At 42.8% G+C, this 16,138-nt stretch carries 16 protein-coding genes and 1 pseudogene; 11 read left to right on the top strand and 6 right to left on the bottom strand.

The features are described from left to right. Window positions 1–141 precede the first annotated feature (141 nt). The 7 genes from MHM99_RS19430 (at window position 142) to MHM99_RS19400 (ending at window position 9,990) form a co-directional block, all read left to right on the top strand. Window positions 142–735 carry a hypothetical protein gene (locus MHM99_RS19430; protein ID WP_239220340.1) on the top strand — a complete coding sequence of 198 codons (594 nt, stop codon included), beginning with the start codon at window positions 142–144 and terminating at the stop codon, window positions 733–735. Window positions 736–823: 88 nt separating this feature from the next. After that, window positions 824–2,344, top strand: a complete 1,521-nt coding sequence (locus MHM99_RS19425; RefSeq protein ID WP_239220339.1) for a type I restriction-modification system subunit M — start codon at window positions 824–826, stop codon at window positions 2,342–2,344. Beyond that, entirely contained in the window at window positions 2,334–3,587 is a 1,254-nt protein-coding gene (locus tag MHM99_RS19420; protein ID WP_239220338.1) for a restriction endonuclease subunit S, read from the top strand. The genes MHM99_RS19425 and MHM99_RS19420 overlap by 11 nt, the downstream gene beginning before the upstream one ends. Further along, window positions 3,587–4,453 (top strand): GIY-YIG nuclease family protein, encoded by an 867-nt coding sequence (locus tag MHM99_RS19415; protein WP_239220337.1) that lies wholly within the window; start codon window positions 3,587–3,589, stop codon window positions 4,451–4,453. Before MHM99_RS19420 ends, MHM99_RS19415 begins: the two co-directional genes overlap by 1 nt. Window positions 4,454–4,570: 117 nt before the next feature. Then, entirely contained in the window at window positions 4,571–7,891 is a 3,321-nt protein-coding gene (locus MHM99_RS19410; protein WP_239220336.1) for an HsdR family type I site-specific deoxyribonuclease, read from the top strand. A 4-nt stretch (window positions 7,892–7,895) separates the two neighbouring features. Beyond that, window positions 7,896–8,705, top strand: coding sequence for a SprT family zinc-dependent metalloprotease (locus MHM99_RS19405; RefSeq protein ID WP_239220335.1), 810 nt, complete (start codon window positions 7,896–7,898; stop codon window positions 8,703–8,705). Window positions 8,706–8,811: 106 nt separating this feature from the next. Next, entirely contained in the window at window positions 8,812–9,990 is a 1,179-nt protein-coding gene (locus MHM99_RS19400; protein ID WP_239220334.1) for a serine protease, read from the top strand. A 41-nt stretch (window positions 9,991–10,031) separates the two neighbouring features. On the opposite strand, the pseudogene MHM99_RS19395 reads toward MHM99_RS19400, so the two are convergent. Together MHM99_RS19395 and MHM99_RS19390 are read right to left on the bottom strand one after the other, a co-directional pair. Then, a pseudogene (locus MHM99_RS19395) lies at window positions 10,032–11,287 on the bottom strand (Y-family DNA polymerase). After that, window positions 11,287–11,694, bottom strand: a complete 408-nt coding sequence (locus tag MHM99_RS19390) for a S24 family peptidase (protein ID WP_239220333.1) — start codon at window positions 11,692–11,694, stop codon at window positions 11,287–11,289. The pseudogene MHM99_RS19395 and the gene MHM99_RS19390 overlap by 1 nt, the downstream one beginning before the upstream one ends. Before the next feature lie 165 nt (window positions 11,695–11,859). On the opposite strand from MHM99_RS19390, the gene MHM99_RS19385 reads away from it, so the two are divergent. Both MHM99_RS19385 and MHM99_RS19380 read left to right on the top strand, forming a co-directional pair. Next, window positions 11,860–12,399, top strand: a complete 540-nt coding sequence (locus tag MHM99_RS19385) for a transposase (protein WP_239220332.1) — start codon at window positions 11,860–11,862, stop codon at window positions 12,397–12,399. An 8-nt stretch (window positions 12,400–12,407) separates the two neighbouring features. Continuing rightward, window positions 12,408–12,683, top strand: coding sequence for a hypothetical protein (locus MHM99_RS19380; protein WP_232380375.1), 276 nt, complete (start codon window positions 12,408–12,410; stop codon window positions 12,681–12,683). Window positions 12,684–12,744: 61 nt separating this feature from the next. On the opposite strand, the gene MHM99_RS19375 is transcribed toward MHM99_RS19380, so the two are convergent. From MHM99_RS19375 to MHM99_RS19360, 4 genes are all read right to left on the bottom strand, one after another. Further along, a complete protein-coding gene (locus tag MHM99_RS19375; protein WP_202942927.1) occupies window positions 12,745–12,930 on the bottom strand; it encodes a hypothetical protein in 186 nt (61 codons plus the stop codon). An 11-nt stretch (window positions 12,931–12,941) separates the two neighbouring features. Beyond that, entirely contained in the window at window positions 12,942–13,631 is a 690-nt protein-coding gene (locus tag MHM99_RS19370) for an EAL domain-containing protein (protein WP_239220331.1), read from the bottom strand. Continuing rightward, a complete protein-coding gene (locus tag MHM99_RS19365) occupies window positions 13,632–14,060 on the bottom strand; it encodes a winged helix-turn-helix domain-containing protein (RefSeq protein WP_239220330.1) in 429 nt (142 codons plus the stop codon). It lies immediately after the preceding gene. Window positions 14,061–14,144: 84 nt separating this feature from the next. Continuing rightward, window positions 14,145–15,137, bottom strand: coding sequence for an HD domain-containing phosphohydrolase (locus MHM99_RS19360; protein ID WP_202942930.1), 993 nt, complete (start codon window positions 15,135–15,137; stop codon window positions 14,145–14,147). A gap of 319 nt (window positions 15,138–15,456) precedes the next feature. Between MHM99_RS19360 and MHM99_RS19355 the strand changes: the two genes are divergently transcribed. Beyond that, complete coding sequence (locus MHM99_RS19355; protein ID WP_239220329.1) at window positions 15,457–15,819, top strand: helix-turn-helix domain-containing protein; 363 nt, start codon at window positions 15,457–15,459, stop codon at window positions 15,817–15,819. A 69-nt stretch (window positions 15,820–15,888) separates the two neighbouring features. Further along, window positions 15,889–16,138, top strand: a 250-nt coding sequence (locus tag MHM99_RS19350) for a transposase (RefSeq protein WP_239220328.1), incomplete at its 3' end; no start/stop codon positions are given.

Raw genomic sequence — 16,138 nt, 5'->3', positions numbered from 1 at the left:
GCATCAGTGGAAAAAGACGATCCGCTGGCTTGATGAACTCACCGCTGAAGCTTGCATGAGCAAGATTACATGCTAAATTCGTGGGGATCCCTCAGTATTTAATATCGTTTTATATTTAAGATATATAATTATGAATTAAAGGTGAAAAGATTTATAAAAGCCATTTTCACCGGCTCATCACAGGAAGGGCTAAATAAGCTTTTTAAAAACACCAAAGTCCCCTTCTATGATGCAAGTCAGACTATCCCTTTTCCGCAACTGGACAGAGATTTCGTTGTCCACCAGCTGGATGTATTTAAATCTGTCACCGGTGGACGTGAACTCGATGAGAAAACTGCTTTCTCGATCTTTAGGCACCAGCAGTTTCATCCAGCGCGGTTCTCTGAAATGCTTAAATTCATGGCGCTTGAAGGGATATATGATATACAAGTCGGTTTTAATGAGCATGACCAGCGTTACTTATTAAATGAGCGTAGTGAATTTGCTAAGTCCATTGAGCAACTGAATCCACTCGATAAAGTGCTACTTAAATTACTGGCCAAGGACTGGGACAAAGGTCTTTACACGGATGAAACGAAAAGTGTGCTTGAATTTGAATTGGGTAAGCGCCCCAGTAATCCACTGATTGGCGCATCGCTGACGCGCTTGGCTGAGCAGGACCTTATTTATAATGAATCTCGGGGGGTCTGGCTGGTGGCCGACCCTTCACTTAAATCATTTATGTCGGAAAAGTAGCAGGACTCCTTTTCATCAGTATCATTGAACAAAACATATCGACGAAGTAGTCTTCGTCCGCTAAAAACAAAAGGAAAAGATTTACACCATGAGTACTTCTATGCAAATCAATCAGGACGATATCAACAAAGCCGTATGGGCGGCTTGTGACACGTTCCGCGGCGTTATCAGTGCCGATACCTATAAAGACTTCATTCTTACCATGCTTTTTTTAAAGTATATCTCGGACGTGTATAAGGATGACTATAACCGTTTAGTGCAGCAATACGGGGATAACCCTGAACTCATCCATGCAATGATGTCGAAGCAACGCTTTGTGTTACCTGAGGGCGCAAGCTTTTGGGATTTATATGAAAAGCGTTATGAGCCCGGCAATGGCGACCGTATCGACAAAGCGTTACATGCCATTGAAGAAGCGAACGGCAGTAAGCTTAAAAACGTCTTCCAAGACATCAGTTTCAATACGGACCGCTTAGGCCAAGAGAAACAAAAGAACGACTTACTGCGTCATCTACTCGAAGACTTTGGTAAGGACATATTAAACCTGAGCACAGAGCGCGTAGGCAGCCTTGATATCATCGGTAATGCCTATGAATACCTTATCAAACACTTTGCTGCTGGCAGTGGCGCCACCGCTGGCGAGTACTATACGCCCCCAGAGGTCTCGACGCTCCTTGCAACTGTGTTAGAGCCCGGTGAAGGCGATGATATTTGCGACCCTTGCACAGGGAGTGGTTCATTGCTTTTAAAATGTGGCGCTATGGTGCGCAAAAATTCAGGTTCAAAAAAATACGCATTGTACGGACAAGAAGCTATTGGCTCGACATGGGCATTGGCTAAAATGAATATGTTCTTACATGGCGAGGACAACCACAAAATCGAATGGGGCGATACTATACGTAACCCACTCCTGTTAGATAAAGACGGTAAAGGCTTATTGCACTTTGATGTGGTCACTGCAAATCCTCCTTTTTCTTTGGATAAGTGGGGCCATGATGATGCCAGTAACGATCCATTTGGCCGCTTCCGCAGAGGCGTTCCGCCAAAGACTAAAGGTGACTACGCGTTTATCACCCACATGATTGAAACGCTCAAGCCTGAAACAGGCAGAATGGCAGTAGTTGTGCCCCATGGCGTGTTATTCAGGGCATCGAGCGAGGGCAAGATTCGCCAACAGCTCATTGAAGAAAACTTGCTAGATACCGTCATCGGCTTACCAGAAAAGTTGTTCTTTGGCACGGGCATTCCAGCCGCCATTTTGGTCTTCAAAAAGCAAAAAACGGACAAAAACGTATTGTTTATCGATGCCAGTCGCGAGTTCAAATCAGGCAAAAACCAAAACCAGCTGACCGAAGAAAACATTCAAAAAGTAATTGATACCTACAAAGCGCGTGAAAGCGTTGATAAATACGCATATCTAGCCAGTTTTGATGAAATTAAAGAAAACGACTTCAACCTAAACATCCCTCGTTACGTTGATACCTTTGAAGAAGAAGCGGAGATTGATTTAGTGGCAGTGCGCACTGAACGCCTACAACTGAAAAGTGAAATGCAAAGCCTTGAAGCAGAAATGGAAAGCTATTTGAAGGAGTTGGGTTATGGTGCCTAGTGGATGGAACACACTCGCTTTAAGCGAGATTACAAAAGAAAAAATATCATATGGGATAGTACAAGCTGGTCCCAATGTTAAAGATGGCATTCCTTATATTAAAAGTGCTGATGTAGGTGGTGAAATAGATGTTGATTCACTACAAAGAACAGCCAAGGAAATTCATCACAAGTACAGGCGTTCATCTGTACACCCTAATGACATTGTATTTTCTTTACGTGGAAATATTGCTCGAACAAGTATCGTTCCAACAAGCTTGCAGGAAGCCAACTTAACGCAGGGTACAGCCCGAATTTCCGTAAATGATAAAAACGATACCAAGTTTGTATATTATAAATTGGCTAGCACGCCAATTCTAAATAGAATTAATGCATTGAGTAAGGGTTCTACATTTAAAGAAATTTCTCTGGAGGAGCTAAGAAAAGTAAAACTTGCTCTACCACCTCTCGAAGAACAACGCAAAATCGCCAAAATCCTATCCACTTGGGATAAAGCAATTAACACCACCGAGCGCCTAATCGACAACAGCAAACAGCAGAAAAAAGCCCTCATGCAACAATTGCTCACAGGTAAAAAGCGTCTGCTTGATGATTCACGTAAACCGTTTGAGGGGGAGTGGGAAGAGGTTAAGCTTGGTGAACTAATTGAAGAATTTGTAAACGGGTATGCTTTTACAGCATCCAATTATAAAAATCATGGAATACCAATCATCACTATGGGCAACATTTCATTGGACGGTAACTTTGATGAAAGACAGCTAAAACAGAACTTCTGGGAAGATGATGATGCTCTAGAAAAATACAAGATTAAATTAGGTGATTTGTTAATAGCAATGACGGATGTCACGCCAGATAAAAACCTAATTGGCAGAATGACAATTGTTGATGTTGATAAAACTTTTTATCTCAATCAGCGAGTCGGCTTACTCAAATTAAGTAATAAGATTGATTCTATATTCTTGAAGTATTTATCTAATGAGTCGAGGTGGCGTAAATATTCAATAGCCGTGTCTGCCTCAGGTGTCCAAGCCAATATGGGAACTAAAGACATTAAAAAAGGCATGATACATCTTCCTCATATAGCTGAACAAAAAAAGATTGCCTCAGTATTGACCAATGCAGACAAAGAAATCGAGATATTAGAACAGCAACTTGCTGACTTCAAACAAGAGAAAAAGGCGCTGATGCAGCAACTGTTAACCGGCAAGCGTAGAGTCAAAGTGGATAATGAGGTGGTGGCATAATGACCCCAAAGCGACCCCGCACCATTCAGATATTTTTGCCGACGGGCGACCCTGCGGGTATTCGCATAGCAGAACAAACTACGTCGATTATCCGCGTTATTGAAGTACCTAGAAGTGATATCGCTGAATTTGTCAAAATGCCGGAAGCCAAGCAGGTTGGGCTTTACTTCTTAGTGTCTGGCGATAGCAAAGACGAGATATACATTGGGCAATCGGGCGATGTGGGCGCAAGGCTCACTCAACATCACAAAGATGAGAAAAAAGACTGGGAGCGAGCGTTGGTGTTAGTGTCACTGACCAATAACCTCACTCAAACTCATGTGTTGTATTTGGAGTCGTTGTCGATTGAAAAAGCCCGTCAGTGCCAGCGATATGAGTTATTAAATGGTAATGGCGGACAAAAGCCCCACACGCCCATTCCGCTCAAAGCCGATTGTGATGAAATTCATGAGATAGGCAGTCTGCTGTTAGCGACATTGGGTTACCCGCTGTTTGAACCGCTGACTGACCAATCACCTACCCAAGCTGAACAGGTATTTGTGTGTAACCGTGCATCGGTTAACGCGAAGGAGATTTATACTAATGAGGGCATGGTGGTGTTGAAAGGCTCGACGGCGTCTTATGAAACCAAGCGCAAAACCGATAACCGCATGGTAGAAATTCGCGAAAAATTACTAAGCAAAGGTGTTATCTCGCTATCAGGCGGTCACATTGTGTTTGAGCGTGATTACTTGTTTAAAACGCCCAGTGGCGCATCCGGCTTTCTGTTACTGGGTTCCTCAAACGGCTGGGTTGACTGGAAAACAGAGCAAGGCATTTCGCTGCATGAGTATGAGGGCAGAACGCTTTCCTTGGCTGAGCGTTAAAACTAGGCGCAAGCAAGTGGAGGTTACTTCAGTAGTTCTTCGTCGGTAATGTACTCGCCTTCATAGCAAGGGCTTGGTATCTTAAAGTCATAAGCTACATCTCTGAAGCGCTAACAAATGGAGAGAATAGACGTAATGGAAGACAACCGCAGAATGGCAGCCAACTTCAACGAAGAATTTAGTGCAAAACTTCCCGCACTCACGCTGCTGACCAATTTGGGCTATACCTTCATTCCTCCTGCTGAGTGCGAGACACTCAGAGGCAACTTATCAGGCGATACCAATAAAAGTACCCAGCAAGTCATCCTGCTTCCTATTTTGCGACAATTTTTAGCCAAGCAAACCTTTTCCTTTCAGGGAAAAACGTACCCGTTATCTGAAGCAGCTATTGATAAAGTCATCCACCAACTTAGCCCTGCGATGAACTTAGGGCTACTGACGGCCAATGAGAGCATCTATGACGCCCTCATGTACGGGGTGAGTGTTACCGAGTTTATTGACGGCAAAAAAGCCTCGCCCACAATAAAGTTAATTGATTGGAATACGCTCACAGAAAACGCATTTCACTTTACGGAAGAGTATGTGGTACAAACCGCCCCTGCTACCGGGCGACGCATTCCCGACATCGTATGCTTTGTAAATGGCTTACCGCTTGCGGTAATTGAGGCCAAGCGCCCTAATGATGCAAAGACAGGAAAGCTCACCACGTCAGCAGGTATCTCCCAGCATTTACGCAATCAGGGGCACGATGAGATTCCGCATTTATTTGCGTACAGTCAATTGCTGCTATCCATTAATGGGTATGATGGCTTGTATGGCACCACCGGGACGAAAGAAAAGTTTTGGGCAAAGTGGAAAGAAGAGCTGATTACGGAGGCTGAATTTAGCGCCCTCATCAATAAACCACTTGCTCAAGATAAGCTCGATTTACTGCTTAACCACCGCCCTGCACATGTAAAAACTGAATTCTTATCACTATTGAATGCAGGAGAGCTCGCGGTAACGGACCAAGACCGACTGCTTATCAGCCTACTAAGGCCAGACCGCCTACTTGAAATGAGTCGTCTGTTTACGCTTTTTGATAAAAAAGCGGGGAAAATTGTGGCGCGGTACCAGCAGGTATTTGGTATCAAAGCATTGATAGAGCGTATTAGTTCGTTTGATAAGTCCGGCTCTCGTGAAGGCGGTGTGATTTGGCATACTACGGGCAGTGGTAAGTCATTCACTATGGTGTTTTTATCAAAAGCTCTGATATGGCTTGAAGCCCTTGCGCAATGTCGCGTGATTATCGTTACTGACCGCGTGGACTTGGAAGACCAACTGAGTCGTACCTTTGCCTCTGGTGGCGTGTTAACTGACAGAGATAAAAAAGATGCCATGGCCACATCAGGTAAACGACTTGCCCAGCAAATCGGTCAAGGTAACGAACGCGTTATCTTCTCCATTATCAATAAATTCGGCTCTGCCATAAAGCACGAGGAGTGCTTCAATGATAGCCCGAATATTCTTGTGCTGGTGGATGAAGGCCACCGCAGTCAAAACGGTGAAAACAATATCCGTATGCAGCAAACCCTGCCCAATGCCGCGTTTGTCGCCTTCACCGGCACACCATTACTGAAAGACGATAAAACAGAGAACAAATTCGGTAAAATCATTCACTCTTATACCATGCAGCAAGCGGTAGAGGATAAAACTGTTACGCCTTTGTTGTATGAAGAACGCATACCTGAATTAGCCGTGCAGGATAAAGCCATTGATGCCTGGTTCGAACGAAGCACCAAAACACTATCCGATAAGCAAAAAGCGGATTTAAAGAAGAAGTTTTCACAAAAAGGACAGGTATACCAAACTGAAGACCGCATTCGCCTGATTGCTTACGACATTTCTGAGCACTTTCAGAACTTTAAATACAAAGGATTGAAGGGGCAGCTTGCCTGTGACTCTAAAGCATCAGCCATACGCTATAAAAAAGCATTAGATAAGTTGGGGCGGGTGACGTCCGTTGTGGCCATGTCACCACCGGATACCCGCGAAGGTCATGAAGCGGTTGACCAAGAAAGCAAAGACATCGTGCAAAACTGGTGGAAGGACAACATCGGTAAGATGGATGAAAAAGCCTACACCAAAGCCATCATAGAAGATTACAGTCATGTAGACGGTCCAGACATCATGATTGTGGTGGATAAGCTCCTGACGGGCTTTGACGAGCCTAAAAATACGGTGCTGTATATCGATAAGCCCTTAAAAGAGCACAATCTCATCCAAGCCATTGCACGAGTGAACCGCCTGTATCAAGACAAAGACTTCGGCTACCTCATCGACTATCGCGGCATCCTCAAAGAATTGGATACCACCATTGAGAAGTATCAAGACCTCGCTGAGCGTACCCAAGGCGGCTTTGACATTGAAGATATCCAAGGCCTCTATAGCTCAATGGAAACCGAGTATAAAAAGCTCCCCACATTACACAGCGACGTCTGGGCGATATTTGATGGTGTCAAAAACAAACAACAGCCTGCTGCACTGAGTCAGGCATTGTCCCCCAAAATTGAAGATATTGATGGCCAACTGACTGACACTAACTTAAAAAAGCGCCAAGACTTCTACGCCGCACTCACTGCATTCTCCAATTGCATGAAAGTCGCATTACAATCGACGTCATACTTTGACGATAAGTCGTTTGATAAAACCCGTGACCTATACAAGCGCGATTTGAAAGCGTTTGTCGAGATACGTCAAAAGGTCAAAGAACTCTCAGAAGAAACGGTCAATTATGATGCATATGCCGAAGATATAAGGCAACTTCTAGACAGACACATTTCAGGTGTTGAGATCACGGAATCAGATGGCGTGTATCTTATCGGCGAGATGGGGAAAACCCGCGAACCCGAAAAGATGTCCGACGATGAAGCGCGAAATCAAACGGATAAAATCACCGGGCGCGTAACAAAGATGATCCAAGATGACCTCGCTGACGACCCCTATGCACAGGCCCATTTTTCTAAGCTACTGAAACAAGCCATTGAAGATGCACGAGCGATGTTTGATTCCCCCGTCAAACAATACCTGATGTTTGCTGAGCTGGAAAATGACGTCGCACAACGCAAGGTCGCTGACATTCCAGACCGCTTTGTTGATGAAACTGGTAAACGTAATCGCCATGCACAAGCGTATTACGGTCTCTTTGCGCATGTTTTAGGCGATACACTTAATGACAAGCCACACCTAGATGAAGACACCCGTGTTGCGCTCGCCTTTGACATTGATAACATTGTTAAAGACGCAGTGGCAGAGTTTTCCATTACCCCGTCAGAGATTGAAAACGCAATACACAATAAAACGCTTCCGCTTTTATTTCATGAGGTGGGACTAGAAGATGCCACGCTAATGGTTGAGGAAATAATACGCATAACACGTACTGGGTTATCTAAAGAGTGATACCGTGACACAAAAGCACCTCGCAGCCCGTATAGGCAGCCACAACAATGAATCTTCTGTATTGCATTACGGTGATGAGCGTATTGAATACGACATTATCAGGCGCAAGTCGCAGGCAGACTCTACGTCGCCCCGCAGAAAGGTCACCTTAAAGGTACACCCAGACCTTAGGGTTGTGGCGACAGCGCCACATGACGCCTCGAATGATGATATTCATCAAATCGTGACAAAACGTGCCCGTTGGATTTGGGACAATCTACAGCAGTTTGCCGAACAACAGTCCATGGTGTTGCCAAGGCAATATGTCAGTGGTGAAACTCAGTTCTACCTTGGACGTCGCTATGTGTTGAAAGTGAGCCCCAGTGAAACACAACGTTCGGACATTAAGCTCTATCGAGGAAAGCTCCAGGTGACGGTTAGCGCTGCGTTGTATGACGCAGAAATGTCTCGGCAGACTAAGGTGAAAGGGTTACTTAAACGCTGGTACGCGGATAAGTCTCAACAGGTGTTGTCTGAGCGAATTTCGCAAATGGTGATAAAAACACCGTGGGTAAAAGAAACGCCGTCATTTCGAATCATGGAGATGAAAAAGCAGTGGGGCAGTTGCTCGGCAAACGGCAGTTTATTGTTTAACCCGCACCTTATCAAAGCGCCAAAAGAGTGCATTGACTATGTCGTTTTGCACGAGCTGTGTCATATCGCTGAACACAATCACAGTGAGAAGTTTTGGCGTTTGCTTACACAGGTGATGCCCAACTGGAAACAAGTAAAAAGTCAGTTAGACGGAATGGCTGAGTTGTACCTTAATGATTAGCAACCAACAAAAATAGCTGGCAAAAAGCGTATTACTAATTTGGAAACAAACTTTGAGAAAGCAAATACACTAGTTAAGTGAAGCCTTCACCTTAGGGCATATGAACATGGAAATAAACGGAGTTATTAATTATATGAGTACACGACCAACCACTTTGCTTAGTATGCTTTTTTTCTTTCAGCTGTTTTTTATTAACTCCGTCAGTGCACAAGATGCAGTGACTATATACAAAGAATATAAAAATAACATAGTTGAGATTGTCGTTAAAAACGGCATGGATGTAGAAGTGGTGAGAGGTACAGCGATATACGCAATTAACAATATGTTTATGACTAACGCTCACGTTGTCAAGGGAGGGAGTCAAGCAATCGTCCTTGTGGGAAATGAAAGGTACAATGTCGTATCTGCTGAGCTAAGTAGGAACCAAGATCTTGCCTTTGTTTCTATTGACACCAAGGGAAAAGACCTTCCATTAAAACCATTCAAATTTTCTTTTGATATCGATGCAGGCCAGGAAGTTTACGTCATAAGCAATCCTGTTGGGTTCAACCAGTCGATAACTGATGGGATTATATCTTCAATTCGCGGAAATATAATTCAGCACACGGCTGCTGTTTCTCCTGGCTCTAGTGGCGGGGCCTTATTCTCTAAAAGCGGTGAGTTGATTGGAATAATAACGTCCAGGCATAGGGATGAAACTAGCATGGGGTTTGGTCTTTCTATAGAAGCTATCTCCCATGAGTTAAACAACGAAAGTAGCAGTTTTTTCAGTTTGTTCGACGAGGCTCCCTTATTGGGTGGCAAAGCAATAATAGGGATGTCACATTTAGATGATGGCTTAACAGTACAAATTGACCTGTTTGATCCTGCCTCGGTGGTAAAAGAAGAGAATTATCTCAGGTATAAGGGGGGCGCCAGGGTAATTAGCTATGAAAACGATGCGGTCAGCAGGTTTGCAGAATTTGAATTTGAGTCGTTGTTTGATTGCAAGAACAAAACAAGTAGAAATTTATTCACACGCGTATATGGGCCTGACAAAAGCAAAGTTATATTTGAAGCGGGTGAAAGTGACCAGTGGCAGCCAGTCAAGGACAAATTCAAGGCCACACTAAACGCTTACTGTGAAGCAACAGTGGTCAATAATCAGCTATACTATAGCCTTAGAGAGTTGCACTCATATATAACGACTGTTATGCCAATAGAGTTATTAAGGAAAAAAGAGACGGTTAACGCCCAAGGTGGTGCCAACCGTCTACTGCAGTATATTTTAAAACACTCCAACTGAGTGTCGAACGCGTTTCTTATTTTTTTTAAATATTATCGCCATCAGCATTTGATTTGTGGCACATCACTCCAGCGTGTAGTTGCGCGCTTTGTTAAAAACTGCCTTTTCATCTCATGTTTTTTATCAAACCCTTTTGAAGCCACCTGAAGGGTACTTTTGCCATATCTATCATTGACGGCGTCAAGTACGTTCATCAGCTTTGGGTTATCGTTATTCAAACTAAAGAGGTCAGCTTGATAGTTTGCAGCCGGTATGATTTCTACAATACCTACTCCACACCGGTAAAAGCATACGCCTGGCTTAAATATTTTGTCGATAATGGCAGGGAGTGCGTTCGTAACAATCCGTGTGTCCATTGTCGGGACCGCAAACGGGTGGTAAATCGACTTGCGGTAATAAGCGGTATCGTCGTGTGGCGAGTTAGAGGCAAATACCGTCATCGCTTTAGTTAAACTTTTTTGCCTGCGTAGTTTACGCATAGCGCTCTCACAATGTCCCACTAAGGCTTTATGTAAGTCTCTCTTATCAGTTACCCGGGCGCCGAAAGTCCGTGTGCTATATATTTGTTGCTTGTCGGGCCTGACGTCATCCCACTTGATTCGAATTTCGCCGTTAAGCTCCCTCACGGTGTTTTCCACAAGGATAGAAAACTGTTTCCTCATACGTGCCGGTGATTGAACTGATAGCTGGTGGGCAGTATGAATACCAAGTAGGTTTAATTTTCGCCCTAGCCTGTTTCCTATTCCCCAGACGTCCGTAACGTCCATTTGTTTGAGTATGCTGATACGCTCTTGCTCGCTGTCTATGACAGCGACACCATTGTAGCCAGGTATGCGTTTTGCGGCATGACTCGCTGCTTTAGCAAGTGTGGGAGTTATCCCCCCGCCTGCCCCAACTGGTAAGCGAACCTCTTTCCATACTGTACGCCTGATATCTCTTCCTAAATCCAGCCAGCTATCATGGGAAAGATGCGTATCAAATTGGGCGAATAGTTCATCAATTGAATAGACATAAATATCATCAGCGAATTGGCTGATAGTATCCATCATCTTGGTGCTAAGCGAATGATAAGCTCGTAGTTAGAACTGGTCACCACTACGCCATGCTTTTTAATCAAATCCTTAACTTGGAAGTACGGAACAAATTTCTTAATGCCAAGCTTTTTGGCAATAGGGCAAACCGCGACAATGCAACCGTCGTTATTGCTAAGGGTGACTACGGGCTTATTTCTAAGATCAGGTCGCATCACCTTTTCAGCACTACTGTAAAAGCCAGAGGCATCGCAGAGAAAGTACATCACGCCCCAATTTTCTTATTAAGTGGCGTGTGGATCCTAACCGAACGAGTCACCACGCCCTCGAGCGAGAAATCATCCCCTTCTTTGATGAAATAGGGTTTAGCCCCAATCTGAGACGAAATAAGGGCCCTTCGCTCTATATCAATTTTCTTACAGCAAAATACCCCATTTAATACTGCCACAATGATGGCCATATGTTTCACTTGTTGCGCTCTTGAGATAATAAGAATGTCGCCATCAAAAATGCCATCCAGCTCCATTGAATTCCCCTGCGCTACGCCTATCCATGTGGCAGAGGGTTTGTCGATAAGCAGTTCATCTAAACTCAATTCCATTTCAATGTATTCGGCTGCAGGGCTTTCAAATCCTACTAACCCTGCTTGCGCTTTTACTGGGATAACCTTCATAAAACCATATAACTGTATAAATGTACAGTTATTGTATTTTCAATCGATGATAGCCGTCAAATTACATTCGTTTATCTCAGGTGAAAAATGCTCTAAGTAATACCTTGTGAGCGCTACACTTTGTCGGTTAAAACATAAAAATTAACACATTAGTTTATGGTATACATGCTTTGGAAAGGAAGAAAATATGGAAAATACGAGCATGGAAAACACATCAGGTATAAACAATTAAACCTGGCCGATATCTATGCCTACCGGCAACAACACAGTGAGCCACTCGTTACTGACTTTTTCCGGTGGGTTTATCAACAACGACAGCGCACTGATTTACTCCCCAAGTCTCCCTTCGCCAAGGCACTCCATTATGCGCATGAACGAAAAAGCCAACTCAAGGTGTTCCTGAGCAATCCTGCTTTACCCATGGATACCAATCATCTTGAGCGGGCATTGCGGGTAATCCCCATGGGGAGAAAAAACTACTTGTTCTGTTGGTCTGAACTCGGGGCTGAACAACTGGGCATACTGCAAAGCCTGATGGTGACTTGCCGCCTGCAAGGCATCAATCCCTACCACTACCTCGTGGATGTATTGCAGCGTGTAGCACTGCATCCGGCCAAAGACGTTCTAGACCTCACCCCCAGAGTGTGGAAAGATAAGCTTGCCGATACGCCACTCACATCCGATGTACAACAACACCGAAATTAAGCGCGAACATGAACATCAACATCAACGACCTCACTCTGGAACAGCTGTACCAGCTCAATGACATGGTCTGTCAACGCATTGACCAAATACGCGCCCAACAAGAGCGAGAAGCTATTGCGCGTATTCGACCCGGTATGAAAGTGACTATCGAAGGGCCTGATGGGACAATCTTCGGGATTGCCCTAAAACTTAACCGCAAAACCATTATCGTGGCATCTGAAGATAAACTACGTCAGTACAAGGTGGCCGCTGGATTGGTGAAACCTGTCAACGACCTGAATTAGACTGCTTACGGTCCATATTGATCGCTTACTTAACAAATACTATATTGTAAGAAATATATGTTTAACGCTCATCAGACCCGCTATCTAGATACATGCTTTGAATAAACTCGATCTCTGCCGTTGATAATACATTAGCTGAAACCATACATTGCCCGTCTAAATATCTAGAAAGAAGCTTACGCAACTCTTGATCAGTAAGGTACTTATTGCCTTCTACATACTCTCTAATTTCATTCGCACATCGCATATGTTAAAGCCTCACCTAACAAGTTTTTTCTGCTTTTGCTCTCTAAAGAAATAGCCTTGCATTAGCAAGTCTAGTTCCTTGCAAAATACATATTTTTCAAAACAGTCCACTCCTTCGACAATAACGCTTCCAGCCTTCTTACGTAGATTGATAAGTAGGCAACTTAGCAACTTTTTGTCTTGGTTGAAAAGGCGCCAAAACAATTCTTTTGATATCTTTATTGCATCAAAGTTACACTTCTCTATTGTATCGAAATTAGAAAAGCCGCAGCCGAAGTCGTCTAACCAAATTGATACATTAGGATGAGCTGTTAGAGCCCAGATCGCTTGTGTATTTTCTTCTGAACTATCGATTGTTTCTGAAATTTCTAGTGCAATTTCTAAACCTCTAAAGTCCTCAACTAACATGGCTAGATATGCTGACTTAAGAAATTCCTCATTTACATTGAATGAGACTTTCTTTAAACCTCTCTGAGACATTTCAGAGAGTACATCTCTGAGATAACTGAAGTAATACACTTTCGGAAAACTACAAAAAAACTGCCGGCTATCTAACTGGCTCTCCGATAGAAATACAGAAGTAAGGATTTCATAGTAGTTATTTTCAGCGCCGATTGATCTGGTGACAGCCTCTAGTCTAGGTACTAAGTCGTACTCTGAGTTGGCAATAGTGAAACTTCTAAAAGGCAGTAATATTTCCATTTAAAAATCCATCCGAGTCAACATATAACCAACTTTTCGTTGATTTAAGATACATAGGCTAGTGCCCGTCAATGCAGTTCTGAGTTCAGAAACTACAACGTTTACATTATTTTGGACTCTAGGTAGACTGCCCCAAACGTACTTCATAATGTGTTCTTTGCTTACAAATTCGTCAATGTTTCTGTGTAAGAGGCACAGTGCTCTACCAGCAGAGTAAGAGAGCTTGAACTTACCCTTATTTGTGTATAGAAATCCAGCTTCAAATTTAACAGAAGATTCTATAGAAAAATTACGATTAGGATACAAAAAACACTTCAAACAATGTTCATTGCAAGAGTTATCTTCTGAAACTATATTTTCCATGTTTCCCGTATCATTTAATTGATCATCACGATTGAAAAAAATGATATTTGAACTTTGTTCAGCCATAAACTCATTACTCCAATTGAGTTACAATATTATGTAGAATAGCGATATTGGTCTTGAATAAAACGTTTATAAAAATTATAAAAATTATAAATTTAGAGTTTTAATTCTGAATTCTTGGATAATATTTATCTTTTTATGTCGCTGTGATAAGGCAATTATGTTTCCACTCTCAACATGCATATCTTTTACTAAATATGACGCGCCATCTAAGTCAGTCACACATGCGCCTTTCGGAAATAGCCTCAAAAATAAACAAAACTTTTTAAAAATGACGGGATCGATCACTTCAGCAATCGCCATATTTTGCATTTCATTAATGCTTTCATAAGGTGACTTTTTGGCCCGATACCCCCTGCCAGAAGTCATTGCTTCGTAGGTATTTAGAACTCTTAAAATTCTTGCACCAAGCTTGATTTGGCGCCCCATTAAGCCTTTAGGATAACCAGTACCATTAAAGTTTTCATGATGTTGGAGGACAAGTGTTGTCAACGAGTTAGATAAGTTGGATTCATTAACAATTTTTGCTGATTCAATAGGATGTATTTGAATAAGCTGTTTTTGGGAGTCCGAGACTAACTTCCTAGAACCCAATAACAATGGATACCTTGCCATAGAAATATCACTCAAAAATGCAGCATTGCAATATTCGAGCGTCTTGCTTCTAGTGAGCGTGATGTAGTTACAAAAGCTAGCAGTCAAGCAAACGAGCTTTAATGTTCGTCTGAAAAGCTCGTTTTCAGATCGAATTAAGTCGACGCACGTAATATGACAAAATTTTCCTGCTATTACTTGAGAAACAATTGCGTTGATACGTGAAACTACTGACGCTTCATTGATTAATCTAGAACTAACTATTTCATCAAAAATTAGTTTTAATAATTTGATATTTTTTTTAGTTAATTTTGATTTTCTATTTGAGCTTATGACGTAGAGATTTTTGTAAGCAGATAGGTTTCTAATGTCCTTACTTGATCTTACTTTTGTAAAATTTGTTATGTATGGAGTGTAAAACCAGTTTTTGAATACAAAAACAATGTCTCCGACATTTAAGTCAGACGATTTAATTTTTTTAAACATGAATTATGCAACATATTTATGGTAGCGAATGTCGCACTGCCTTCCCATTGGCTATTGAAATCCTTGAGTATAAGATAATTAGACGTTAATTTTATCGTTCTCCCAATTCAAAAAAAACGCTATTCTATATTTTAAGCACTCACCATCAATGCTACTTTAGTCTAATTATAATTTGGAATTCTCGCGATTAAATTATGATGTAAAAAAATCAACCCCCGAATTCAGATAACAAGTGCACCACTCATGGTTAAATCGGTGATGGATGATCAACTGCCTGTTGGTGGTATTCTAAAATCGCCAAAAATCAGAAGTAAGCACCATGAGTTACAAGCAGTTGATCGAGGGACAACGTTACCAGATCGAAGCCTATCTGCGCGAGGGTTTAAGTTACCGAGAGATAGGTAAAAGGTTGAATGTCAGTCACAGTACCATAAGCCGAGAAGTGAGACGCAACCGTCTAAAAGAGAGTCGCTATCTGCCTGAAGTGGCGCATGCCAAAACAGTAAAACGCCGCCATCTGGCAGCCAAGTATCGACTTTGTGACATGACCATTGCGTTTGTTGAATTCGGATTATCACAGAAGGGGAGCCCTGAGCAGATAGCGGGAGTCGGTAAGTTGATTGGCTATTCTGTCAGCCACGAGTGGATATATGGTCATGTGCAGCGTAAGCGATCAATATAGGCCGCCTTCCCCAGATTTAGCTGCTCCGTAAAATAGCCTCCGTAGATTTTACTAACGGAGACTTTACTGATGGCAACAAAAAGACGTACACGTGAGCAATGGCAAAGGTTGGTTGACAAGCAAGCAGAAAGCGAGCTGACAGTCAGTGAATTTTGTGCACAGCATGCGTTAACAGTATCAAATTTTTATCTGTGGCGTAAAAAGCTGAGCGATGATAGAGAACCGTTTGCGCAGCAGGATAACTGGCTTGCTTTTGATATGCCAGCGAGCGGGAACCAGAGTATAGATTCAGCGTGGGAGATTGAACTGGTATTACCCG

This window comes from Alteromonas sp. MmMcT2-2, assembly GCF_022348305.1.
GTDB classification, from domain to species: Bacteria; Pseudomonadota; Gammaproteobacteria; order Enterobacterales; family Alteromonadaceae; genus Alteromonas; species Alteromonas macleodii.
This window is presented reverse-complemented; position numbering and strand designations above follow the sequence as displayed.

Excerpts from the sequence above, each read along its gene's own strand:
- MHM99_RS19375 (WP_202942927.1), bottom strand. The coding sequence starts at position 12,930 with ATGCGATGTGCGAATGAAATTAGAGAGTATGTAGAAGGCAATAAGTAC.
- MHM99_RS19390 (WP_239220333.1), bottom strand. The coding sequence starts at position 11,694 with ATGAAGGTTATCCCAGTAAAAGCGCAAGCAGGGTTAGTAGGATTTGAA.
- MHM99_RS19380 (WP_232380375.1), top strand. The coding sequence starts at position 12,408 with ATGAACATCAACATCAACGACCTCACTCTGGAACAGCTGTACCAGCTC.
- MHM99_RS19410 (WP_239220336.1), top strand. The coding sequence starts at position 4,571 with ATGGAGAGAATAGACGTAATGGAAGACAACCGCAGAATGGCAGCCAAC.
- MHM99_RS19425 (WP_239220339.1), top strand. The coding sequence starts at position 824 with ATGAGTACTTCTATGCAAATCAATCAGGACGATATCAACAAAGCCGTA.
- MHM99_RS19420 (WP_239220338.1), top strand. The coding sequence starts at position 2,334 with ATGGTGCCTAGTGGATGGAACACACTCGCTTTAAGCGAGATTACAAAA.
- MHM99_RS19365 (WP_239220330.1), bottom strand. The coding sequence starts at position 14,060 with ATGGCTGAACAAAGTTCAAATATCATTTTTTTCAATCGTGATGATCAA.
- MHM99_RS19385 (WP_239220332.1), top strand. The coding sequence starts at position 11,860 with ATGCTTTGGAAAGGAAGAAAATATGGAAAATACGAGCATGGAAAACAC.
- MHM99_RS19360 (WP_202942930.1), bottom strand. The coding sequence starts at position 15,137 with ATGTTTAAAAAAATTAAATCGTCTGACTTAAATGTCGGAGACATTGTT.
- MHM99_RS19400 (WP_239220334.1), top strand. The coding sequence starts at position 8,812 with ATGGAAATAAACGGAGTTATTAATTATATGAGTACACGACCAACCACT.
- MHM99_RS19415 (WP_239220337.1), top strand. The coding sequence starts at position 3,587 with ATGACCCCAAAGCGACCCCGCACCATTCAGATATTTTTGCCGACGGGC.
- MHM99_RS19355 (WP_239220329.1), top strand. The coding sequence starts at position 15,457 with ATGAGTTACAAGCAGTTGATCGAGGGACAACGTTACCAGATCGAAGCC.
- MHM99_RS19370 (WP_239220331.1), bottom strand. The coding sequence starts at position 13,631 with ATGGAAATATTACTGCCTTTTAGAAGTTTCACTATTGCCAACTCAGAG.